This window comes from Streptomyces purpurogeneiscleroticus (genome assembly GCF_020024005.1).
Lineage (GTDB): Bacteria > Actinomycetota > Actinomycetes > Streptomycetales > Streptomycetaceae > Streptomyces > Streptomyces purpurogeneiscleroticus.
In genome coordinates, this window is sequence record NZ_NHSG01000347.1 from 37,305 (window position 1) to 47,323 (window position 10,019).

At 69.8% G+C, this 10,019-nt stretch carries 8 protein-coding genes; 6 read left to right on the forward strand and 2 right to left on the reverse strand.

The features are described from left to right. Nucleotides 1-19: 19 nt before the first annotated feature. Complete coding sequence (locus tag CCS38_RS23390) at nt 20-928, reverse strand: LysR family transcriptional regulator (protein ID WP_223735278.1); 909 nt, start codon at nt 926-928, stop codon at nt 20-22. 247 nt (nt 929-1,175) lie between these two features. On the opposite strand from CCS38_RS23390, the gene CCS38_RS23395 reads away from it, so the two are divergent. Genes CCS38_RS23395 through CCS38_RS23420 form a run of 6 tightly spaced genes read left to right on the forward strand, consistent with a single transcriptional unit; the run spans nt 1,176 to nt 9,251 of the window. Then, on the forward strand, nt 1,176-2,519 hold the full coding sequence (locus tag CCS38_RS23395) for an MFS transporter (protein WP_223735279.1): 1,344 nt from the start codon (nt 1,176-1,178) through the stop codon (nt 2,517-2,519). A 2-nt stretch (nt 2,520-2,521) separates the two neighbouring features. Next, the gene (locus CCS38_RS23400; protein WP_223735280.1) at nt 2,522-4,777 is read left to right on the forward strand and encodes an acetate--CoA ligase family protein; all 2,256 of its coding nucleotides are present in this window, start codon (nt 2,522-2,524) and stop codon (nt 4,775-4,777) included. Between the two features lie 39 nt (nt 4,778-4,816). Then, on the forward strand, nt 4,817-5,959 hold the full coding sequence (locus tag CCS38_RS23405; protein WP_223735281.1) for an acyl-CoA dehydrogenase family protein: 1,143 nt from the start codon (nt 4,817-4,819) through the stop codon (nt 5,957-5,959). After that, entirely contained in the window at nt 5,956-7,263 is a 1,308-nt protein-coding gene (locus CCS38_RS23410) for a CoA transferase (RefSeq protein ID WP_223735282.1), read from the forward strand. The genes CCS38_RS23405 and CCS38_RS23410 overlap by 4 nt, the downstream gene beginning before the upstream one ends. Then, the gene (fabG, locus tag CCS38_RS23415) at nt 7,247-7,987 is read left to right on the forward strand and encodes a 3-oxoacyl-ACP reductase FabG (RefSeq protein WP_223735283.1); all 741 of its coding nucleotides are present in this window, start codon (nt 7,247-7,249) and stop codon (nt 7,985-7,987) included. Before CCS38_RS23410 ends, fabG begins: the two co-directional genes overlap by 17 nt. A gap of 49 nt (nt 7,988-8,036) precedes the next feature. After that, complete coding sequence (locus CCS38_RS23420; RefSeq protein ID WP_223735284.1) at nt 8,037-9,251, forward strand: acetyl-CoA C-acetyltransferase; 1,215 nt, start codon at nt 8,037-8,039, stop codon at nt 9,249-9,251. 62 nt (nt 9,252-9,313) lie between these two features. On the opposite strand, the gene CCS38_RS23425 is transcribed toward CCS38_RS23420, so the two are convergent. Further along, nucleotides 9,314-9,736, reverse strand: a complete 423-nt coding sequence (locus CCS38_RS23425) for an acyl-CoA thioesterase (protein WP_223735285.1) — start codon at nt 9,734-9,736, stop codon at nt 9,314-9,316. Nucleotides 9,737-10,019: the final 283 nt, after the last annotated feature.

Genomic DNA, 10,019 nt, shown 5'->3' on the forward strand with positions numbered 1-10,019 from the left:
GGAAAGGGCGCCGGCTGCGTCAGCTCTCGTCCGGCTTCGGCCGGCATTCCGCCGAGATCCCGTCCAGCAGGTCGATGAGCGCGTGCAGCGCCGGGTTGGGGTCGTTCTTGCGCCAGGCGAGGGCCAGTGGCAGCGGTGGGATGTCGGTCACCGGGAGCAGGACGACGCCCGGCACCTTCAAGTGGGCCGCGGACGCGGGGACGAAGCCGATGCCCACGCCCGCGCCGACCAGCGACAGGATCGTGTGGGTGTCCGGGGCCTCCTGAACGATGTTCGGGCTGGTGCCGTGCTTCAGGAACGCCTTGTGGATGAGGGAGACGATCCCGGCGCCGCGGTTGGTGGGGTGGCTGACCACGGGCTCGTCGCGCAGGTCGAGTACGCCGACTTCCCGGCGCGTCGCCAACGGGTGTTCGGTGGGCAGCGCCACGGTGATGCGGTGCCGCGTGAGCTCCCGTACCTGGAGCCCCGAGCCCGCCACCGGCAGCCGGATGAGCCCCGCGTCGATCTCGTCCCGGCCGAGCCGCCCGACCATTTCGCCGCCGAAGACCGGGCCGAGGATCTCCAGCCGTACGTGGGGCCGGTGTTCGCGGAACTTCCGGGTCATGAGGACCAGCACCTCGTGGGAGGTGGGACCGCTGAATCCCAGCCGGACCACTCCGGTCTGCCCGGCGGCTGCCTGCCGGGCCGCCTCCGGTGCCGCCTGAGCCGCTTGCAGGGCGCGCCGGGCCTCCGCCAGGAAGGCCGCGCCCGCGCCGGTGAGGGTGACGTGCCGGGTCGTACGGCGCAGCAGGTCCACCCCCACCTCGCGTTCCAGCCGCTTGATCTGCTGCGAAAGCGGCGGCTGCGTCATCTGCAACCGGGCTGCCGCACGGCGGAAGTTGAGCTCCTCCGCGACGGCGACGAACGCCTGCAGATGTCTCAGTTCCATCCGGCCACCTCTGCTTTGCGCTGGTCAGAGCCCATTGTGTTGCCGCGGCGAATCAATCGTACGCAGGTTTGGTGTTGGACGAAACTAGTTGGTTGCCCCTAGTTTCCCGAGCAGCAACATCGCGCCGCCGTACGAAGGGTCCATACGCAAAGGCCATACGCAAAGTCCATACGCAGGGTCCATCAGCAGGGTCGCCATTCCGGAAGGAAATGTGATGCGAGCCGGACAGTTGCCCAGAGAAGAGAGAATGGCCCGCAAAGCAGGCTGGGCCTCTTTCGTAGGCACGACGATCGAGTGGTACGACTTCTACGTGTACGGCACCGCTTCGGCCCTAGTATTCGCGCCGTTGTTCTTTTCCCGGGTCCCGGCCTCCGTCGGCATTCTGCTGTCCTTCGCCACCTTCTGGATCGGATTCCTGGCGCGCCCGCTCGGCGGCATCGTCTTCGGTCACCTCGGCGACCGGATCGGACGCAAGAAGGCGCTCATCGCGACCCTGATGCTGATGGGCGTCAGCACGGTCGGCATCGGCCTGCTGCCGACCTACGCCCAGATCGGCGCGGCCGCACCGGTACTGCTGATCGTGTTCCGAATGGTGCAGGGGCTGGCGGTCGGCGGCGAGTGGGGCGGCGCGGTACTGATCGCCACCGAGCATGCCAAGAAGGAACGCAGCTTTCTTTTCGGCGCCTTCGCGCAGCAGGGCTCGCCCGCGGGGCGCATCCTGGCGACGCTGTCGTTCCTCGCGGTCGCCCAACTGCCGGACGAGGCGCTGCTGAGCTGGGCGTGGCGGCTGCCGTTCCTGGCATCGGCGCTGCTGGTGATCGTCGGTCTGGTGATCCGGCTGAGCCTGGAGGAGTCGCCCGCGGTCGTCGCGATGCGGGCGTCCCAGCAGACGGTGAAGGTGCCGCTGGTCAGCCTGTTCCGCGGCAACACGAAGACCGTACTGGTCGGCGTGGGCGCGGCCGTCACCGTGTTCACGGTGGTCTACGCGCGAGACACCTTCGCGCTGTCCTGGGCCACCTCGGAAGTCGGCCTGGCGAAGAACGACTTCCTCACGATCATCCTGATCGCCAGCGTGGTGCAATTCCTGGTGCAGCCTTTCGGGGCGGTGCTCGCCACCCGGTGGAACGTGCGGAAGGCCGTCACCCTGCTGCTCGTAGTCCAATTGCCGACGCTGCCTTTGATGTTCCTTCTCGTCGGTACCGGAAATTGGACCCTCGCGATGCTGGGTGCGGTACTCGCGACCATTCCGGACGTCATGTATTACGCCCTTCTGGCGGGGATGTTCGCGCAGGCGTTTCCGGCGAACGTCCGCTACACCGGCATTTCGGCGACCTACGGGCTGGCGGGGGTTCTCGGTGGCCTGGCACCGGTGATCCTGCAGTCCCTGCTCACCGCCTCCGGGTCGATCGCGCTGCCGATCGGATTCGCGGTGCTGGTGACCGTGGTGTCACTGTTCGCCGCCCGGGCTTTCCTCACACTGTCCGCGCGCCGCGCAGCGGAAGAACCGGTGGATCCGGTGGATCCGGTGGATCCGGTGGATCCGGTAGATCCGGTGGACCCGGCTGCGGCGCGCTCCGACTCAAGGAGTTGACCGTGCCTGCGAGCGAATCGAGCCCGAAGCCGACCGATTCGATCGACCCGACCGACGCGACTGTTCCCACCGTTCCGACCGATCCAGCCGATCCCACCGCTCCGACCGATCCAGCCGTTCCGGCCGACGGCGGCGGCGACGCCGTGCAAAAGCTGTTGTATCCGCGGTCCATCGCGATCCTCGGCGCGTCGGACAACCCGGCCAAGCTGTCGGGCCGCCCGGTGGCGTACCTGAAGCGGTTCGGGTTCGCCGGGCGGATCCTGCCGATCAATCCCACCCGCGAGACCGTCCAGGGCCTGCCCGCCCATCGCAGCCTCGACGACGTCGACGGTGCCATCGACCTCGCGATGATCATGCTGTCTGCGGAACGGACGGCCGACGCGGTACGGGCCTGCGGCCGGCGCGGCGTCCCGGCCGCGATCGTGGGCGCGTCCGGCTTCGCCGAACTCGGCGGCGAGGGCGCGGCGCTCCAGCGCGACCTGCGGGCGGCGATCGAGGAGAGCGGGGTGCGGGTGCTCGGCCCGAACTGCCTCGGCATGATCGGTGTACGGGACCGCGCGATGCCCACGTTCACCTCGGCGCTGGACGAGGACGTGCCGCTGCACGAAGGACCGGTGGCCTTCCTCAGCCAGAGCGGCGCGTTCGGCGGCTTCGTCTTCAACGAATCGCAGAATCTGGGCATCGGGATCTCGCACTATCTCAACACCGGCAATGAAGTCGACCTGTCGGTGGCCGAGTTGCTGGACGGGCTGGTGCGCACCGAGCAGACCCAGGTGGTGCTGGCCTACCTGGAGGGCGTCACCGGCGGCCGCCGGCTGCTGGAGGCCGCCCGGGAGGCGCATGAGCGGGACAAGCCGATCGTTGCGGTCAAGGTCGGGCGGTCGGCGGCGGGTGCGCGTGCGGCGCAGTCGCACACCGCGTCGCTGGCCGGGGAGGACGCCGTTTTTGACGGTGCGGCGCGGCAGTACGGCATTCTGCGGGTCGACGGTCCGGAGGAGATGCTGGATGCCGCGCAGATTTTCGCGAGTGGTCGGCGGGTCCGCGGGCGCAGGCTGACCTCGCTGTCGGTCTCGGGCGGCGCGGGTGCCTTGATGGCCGATGCGGCCGCCCAGTACGGCCTTGAGGTGCGTCCGTGGGACGAGACGTGGCAGCGCAAGATGGCCGCGGCCATCCCGGCGTACGGATCGCCACGCAACCCGGTCGACCTCACCGGCAGCCTCCTCGCCGAGCCAGGCATCCTGCGCCGCGCGCTCCGGGTGGCCGTCGAGCATCCCGACACCGACATGATCGCCGTACTGCTGGGCTGCGCGGACAGCTGTGCCGCGGAGCTCATTGACGCGGTCGAGGAGGCGAACCGTTCCACGGACCGCCCCGTGGTCGTGGTGTGGACCGGCGGTAGCGGCCGGCCGCGGCAGCGGCTGCGCGACCTCGGCATCCCCTGTTACACCGGCCCGGGCAGCGCCGCCGCCGCCCTCGGGCTGCTCACGGACTTCAGCCTGCGCCCGGCGCTGCCGCGGCCGCAGCGCCCTGACGGTATCGATGACGCCGCCGTGCGGTCACTGCTGACCGCGGCGCGGGCCGCGGGGCGGAGCCGGCTCGACGAGGAGGAGTCGACCCGGCTGATCGCCGCGTACGGCATACCGTGTGCCGCCTCCCGCCCGGTGGTATCGGCCGACGCGGCGGTGACCGCGGCGGCAGAGCTCGGCGGCCCGGTCGCGGTGAAGCTGTTGTCCGATCGGATCGGGCACAAGAGCGACATCGGTGGCGTACGCCTCGGGCTTGCCGAGGCCGCGGACGTTCGCGGGGCCGCCGACGACCTGTTCCGCATCGCCCGCGACGCGGGAGTGGACGATGCCCGGCTGCTGGTCCAGCGGATGGCGTCCGCCGGCACGGAGCTGATCGTCGGCACCAAGAACGACCCCATGTTCGGCCCGGTCGTCGTGGTCGGCCTGGGCGGAGTACTCGTCGAGGCCCTCGCCGACAGCCAAGTCGCGGTCGCTCCCATCGATACCGACACCGCCCGACGCCTGCTCCTGTCGCTGCGCGGCAGCCGGCTGCTCGGCGAGGTACGCGGCAAGCCGCCGCGCGACATCGACGCGGCCGCGGAGACCGTCGCGCGCCTGTCCTGGCTGGCCGCCGACCTTTCCGGGGACCTCGCCGAACTCGATGTGAACCCACTGCTGCTCGGCCCGGAAGGACACGGAGCCGTCGCCGTGGACGCCCTGGCGGTCCTGACCAGCCCGACCGAGACCGAATGAACGCGGGACCGAATGACCGCGGGAACGGAGAACACCACCATGGAATCCACCGATTTCGAGGCCGTGCTCGACGCGGTGCGCCGCTTCGTGCGCGAGGATGTCGTTCCGCGTGAGGACGAGATCGAGGAGACCGACGCGATACCGGAGGACATCCGTCAAAAGGCCGCCGAGATGGGCCTGTTCGGGTACACGCTGCCCGAGGAGTACGGCGGCCTCGGCGCCAACCTGTACGAGGACGCCCAGCTCGCCTTCGAGTTCGGTCACACGACTCCCTCCTTCCGCTCGATGTTCGGTACCAACAACGGCATCGCCGGCCAGGTCCTGGTCAACGCGGGCACCGAGGAGCAGCAGAAGCACTGGCTGCCCCGGCTCGCCGAGGGCGCCGTCGCCTCCTTCGCGCTCACCGAGGCCGAGGCGGGCTCCGACCCGTCGGGCCTGACCACCCGGGCCCACCGCGAAGGCGACCTGTACGTCATCAACGGGTCGAAGCGGTTCATCACCAACGCCCCACTGGCCGACCTGCTCGTGGTCTTCGCCCGGACGGACCCGGAGAGCCGCGGTACGAAGGGCATCTCCGTCTTCCTGGTCGAAGCCGGCCGGCAAGGCGTCACCATCGGCCCCAAGGACCCCAAAATGGGCCAGGCGGGCGCCTGGACCGCCGAGGTGTTCTTCGACGACGTGCGCGTCGGCAAGGAGGCGCTGATCGGCGGCGAGGAGGGTGCCGGGTTCGGGACCGCGATGAAGTCGCTCGTGCGCGGCCGCGTGCATATCGCCGCGTTGTCTGTCGGCATGGCCCAGCGGATCCTGGAGGAGTCCGTCGCCCACGCCGCCGCCACCAAGCAGGGAGGCAGGCCCATCGGCGAGTTCCAGCTGGTCCAGGCGATGCTCGCGGAGATCCAGACCGGGGTACTGGCGGGCCGCGCGATGGTCCTCGACGCGGCACGCAAGTACGACTCCGGCGAGGACCGCAGGATCGCGCCCTCGGCAGCCAAGCTGTTCTGCTCCGAGATGGTGTCCAAGGCGGCCGACCTCGCGGTGCAGATCCACGGCGGCATGGGCTATATGCGCGGCACCGTTGTCGAGCGCTGCTACCGCGATGCCCGGCTGTTCCGCATCTACGAGGGCACCAGCGAGATCCAGAAGCTGATCATCGGCAGGAACCTGATACGGGGAGCGAAGTGAGGCACGACCCCGCCGTACCGCAGGAGCTCCGGGACCGGGACGCGCGGCGCTCCCAGCCCCTGCGCGGCATGCGGATCATCGAGATCTCCAGCTATGTGGCGACCCCGCTGAGCGGGATGACGCTGGCCCAGCTGGGCGCCGATGTGATCCGGATCGAGTCGGCCGGCGGCGCGGCCGACCGCACCCGGCTGCCACTGGCCGACAGCGGGACGAGCCTGTACTGGTCGGGGTTGAACAAGGGCAAGCGGGCCATCGCGGTGGATCTGCGGTCCGAGCGGGGGCGCCGGCTCGTCGCCGACCTGATCGTCGGCGGCGGGCGCCGCGGCGGGATCGTGATCAGCAACTCCGAGCGGCATCCGGACCTGACGTACGAGGCGCTGCGGGCACGTCAGCCCGACCTGATCCACGTACTGCTGACCGGCCGCCGGGACGGTGGCACCGCGGTGGACTACACCGTCCAGGCGGCCACCGGATTCCCCCTGGTGACGGGCCCGGAGGACGCGGCGCGGCCGGTGAACCACCTGCTGCCCGCGTGGGACGTCGCCGCCGGGCTGTACCTCGCGACCGGCCTGCTGGCCGCGGAACGGCACCGCCTGCTGACGGGCGAGGGCCAGCAGGTACGGGTCGCCCTGGAGGACGTCGCGCTGGCGACCGCCGGAAACCTCGGCTACCTCGCCGAGGCGCAGCTGAGCAGCACGCCGCGGGAACGCACTGGCAACTACGTCTACGGCACCTTCGGCCGCGACTTCACCACCGCCGACGGTGAGCGGCTGATGATCGTCGCGCTCACGCCCCGGCACTGGCGCGAACTTCTGGCGGTCACCGGGCTCACCGAAGTGGTGTCCGCACTGGCGTCCGCGCTCGGGGCGGACTTCGCGGAGGAGTCGGAGCGCTACCGGCACCGCAAGGTCCTCGGCGAGCTGCTCGCGGGCTGGTTCGAGACCCACACGTTCGCCGAGGCGGAAGCGGTACTGCGTACCACCCGCGTGCTCTGGTCGAAGTACCGGAGCTTCTCGGACCTCGCCGCCGACGGCGCGCGCCTGCTGCGCGAGAACCCACTGATGGCGCAGGTACAGCAGCCCGGGATCGGGACGCACTGGGCGCCCGGATCACCCGTGGTGATGGCCGGCGAACAGTCGCCGCCCAAGGTGTCACCGCAGGTGGGCGAACACACCGACGAGGTACTACACACCGAACTCGGCCTGTCTGCACACGACGTGGCGATGCTGCGCGAGGCCGGCGTCATCCACCCCCCAACGCCCGCACCCAAGAAGGAGATTGACTGCCATGCCGCTACTCGCTGACAAGACCGCGATCATCACCGGCGGTGCCCGGGGCATCGGTCTCGCGATCGCCGAGCGGTTCGTCGCGGAGGGCGCGAAGGTCGTCCTCGGCGACCTGAACCTGGCGGCCGCCGAGGCGGCGGCCAAGGGACTCGGCGGTCCCGCGGTGGCCCGCGCGGTGCGGTGCGACATCACCGACGCCGCCGAGGTGGACACACTCATCCAGACCGCACTGGACGCCTTCGGTTCGCTGGACGTCATGGTCAACAACGCCGGGATCACCCGCGACGCCACGATGCGGAAGATGACCGAGGAGCAGTTCGACCAGGTCATCGACGTACACATCAAGGGCACCTGGAACGGCACGCGCAAGGCGGCAGCCGTCATGCGCGAGCAGCGGAGCGGTGCGATCGTGAACATCTCCTCGCTGTCCGGCAAGGTCGGCATGGTCGGCCAGACCAACTACTCCGCCGCCAAGGCCGGCATCGTGGGCCTGTCGAAGGCCGCGGCCAAGGAGCTGGCGCACCACGGCGTACGGGTCAACGCCATCCAGCCGGGTCTGATCCGTTCGGCCATGACCGAGGCCATGCCGCAGAAGGCGTGGGACCAGAAGATGACCGAGATCCCGATGCAACGCGCCGGCGAGCCCGCCGAGGTCGCCTCCGTCGCACTGTTCCTCGCCTCGGACCTGTCCTCCTACATGACCGGCACGGTGCTGGAAGTCACCGGCGGACGGTTCATGTAACTCCGACCCCGGCCCCATCATCCCGACCGCCATGGAGGCAGCGAAAACCATGCGTGAAGCCGTGATTTGCGAGCCCGTCCGTACCCCCATCGGCCGCTTCGGCGGATCCCTGAAGACCCTGAGCGCAGCCGAGTTGGGAACGGTCGCGCTCCGGGGTCTGCTGACCCGCACCGGCCTCGACCCGGCCGCGATCGACGACGTCATCCTCGGCAACTGCTACCCGACCAGCGAGGCGCCCGCCATCGGCCGGGTCGTCGCCCTGGACGCGGGCCTGCCGGTCACCGTGCCCGGTATGCAGGTCGACCGGCGCTGCGGCTCCGGCCTGCAATCAGTACTCCAGGCAGCCATGCAGGTCCAGTCCGGCGTCAGCGAGCTGATCGTCGCCGGTGGCGCGGAGAGCATGAGCAACGTCGCCTTCTACACCACCGACATGCGGTGGGGGGTCAAGGGCCAGGGCGTGACACTGCACGATGGCCTGGCCCGGGGCCGCGCCACCGCGGGCGGCCGCAACCACCCGGTACCGGGCGGCATGCTGGAAACCGCGGAGAACCTGCGCCGCGAGTACGGCATCGACCGCGAGGAACAGGACCTGCTGGCGGTGACCTCACACCAGCGGGCCGTGGCCGCGCAGACCTCCGGCGTCTTCGCCGAGGAGATCATCCCGGTCACGGTACGCACGAAGAAGGGCGAGAGCGTCGTCGACACCGACGAGCACCCCCGCGCCGACGCCTCGATGGAGACCCTCGGGGCCCTGCGCCCGATACTGGGCAAGCAGGACCCTGAGGCCACCGTGACCGCGGGCAACGCCAGCGGCCAGAACGACGCCGCGGCGATGTGCGTGGTCACCCACCCGGACCGCGCCGCCGCACTCGGCCTGCGCCCGTTGGTACGCCTGGTGTCATGGGGCGTGGCCGGGGTGGCCCCGAAGGTCATGGGCATCGGCCCGGTCCCCGCCACCGCCGTCGCGCTGGACAAAGCGAACCTGAAGATCTCCGACCTGGACCTGATCGAACTCAACGAGGCGTTCGCCGCCCAGGTGCTCGCCTGCACCCGCGAATGGGACTTCGGCAGGGGCGACTTCGACCGGCTGAACGTCCACGGCTCCGGCATCTCCCTGGGCCACCCGGTAGGCGCAACCGGCACCCGCATCCTCACCACCATGGCCCGCGAAATACACCGCCGCGACGCCCGCTACGCCCTGGAGACGATGTGCATCGGCGGCGGCCAGGGCCTGGCCGCAATCTTCGAGCGGGTGAACGGGTGAGCGGGTGAGCGGGTGAGCGGGTGAGCGGGTGAGCGGGTGAGCGAGTGAGCCGGGGGAGCCAGTCAGAGCCCGGCCACGTCCGGATCGGCCGCGACCCCGCGGAAGTACTCCCGGGGATTGGGCACGAGTTTGCGTTCGTTGAGGTCGAGTATCCCCCCGACGTTGAACACCTCCGCCACGAGAGTGCCGTCGGGACGGGTCATGGCCTGCTCCACGCGGAACGACTTGCCCTCCCCGAAGACAAAGGCACAGCTGACGTCGACATCGTCACCGGCGACCACTTCACGGTGGTACTTGATCGTGCTCTCCAGGCTGACCGGACTGACCCCCTTCGCCAGCAGATCGCTCTGCTGGATGCCCGCCGCCCGCAGCAGCTCCCACCGCGCGTGCTCCGCGTGTTGCAGGTACACGTTGGCGTTCAAATGCCCCTGTGCATCGGTCTCGTAGACGCGAACGGTGATCCGGACAGTGAATGGCTTTGTCATGTCCGCACCCTCTCACTCCGCAGGCGTACCTGCGCGGGAACGGCGGCGGTGTACAGCGAGGGTTGTGTCGGTTCGGGTGGGTGAAGTCTCGGCATTTCTGAAGACTTGGCCAATGATGGCCGAGGTAAAAATGAGGGGATGAGCAGGCGGGAAGGCCGATAAGGGGGAGAGACGTGCTGGTCGAGGAGAGCGTTCGGGTCAACGGCATCGACGTGCGCTACCGGGTCGCCGGGGACGGGCCTGCCGTGGTGTTGGTGCATGGGCTGGGGGAGGACGGTGGGGT

What these genes read in the sequence shown, in the direction of transcription:
- CCS38_RS23425 (WP_223735285.1), bottom strand. Translation starts at nt 9,736, where the DNA reads ATGACAAAGCCATTCACTGTCCGGATCACCGTTCGCGTCTACGAGACC.
- CCS38_RS23395 (WP_223735279.1), top strand. Translation starts at nt 1,176, where the DNA reads ATGGCCCGCAAAGCAGGCTGGGCCTCTTTCGTAGGCACGACGATCGAG.
- CCS38_RS23420 (WP_223735284.1), top strand. Translation starts at nt 8,037, where the DNA reads ATGCGTGAAGCCGTGATTTGCGAGCCCGTCCGTACCCCCATCGGCCGC.
- fabG (WP_223735283.1), top strand. Translation starts at nt 7,247, where the DNA reads ATGCCGCTACTCGCTGACAAGACCGCGATCATCACCGGCGGTGCCCGG.
- CCS38_RS23390 (WP_223735278.1), bottom strand. Translation starts at nt 928, where the DNA reads ATGGAACTGAGACATCTGCAGGCGTTCGTCGCCGTCGCGGAGGAGCTC.
- CCS38_RS23405 (WP_223735281.1), top strand. Translation starts at nt 4,817, where the DNA reads ATGGAATCCACCGATTTCGAGGCCGTGCTCGACGCGGTGCGCCGCTTC.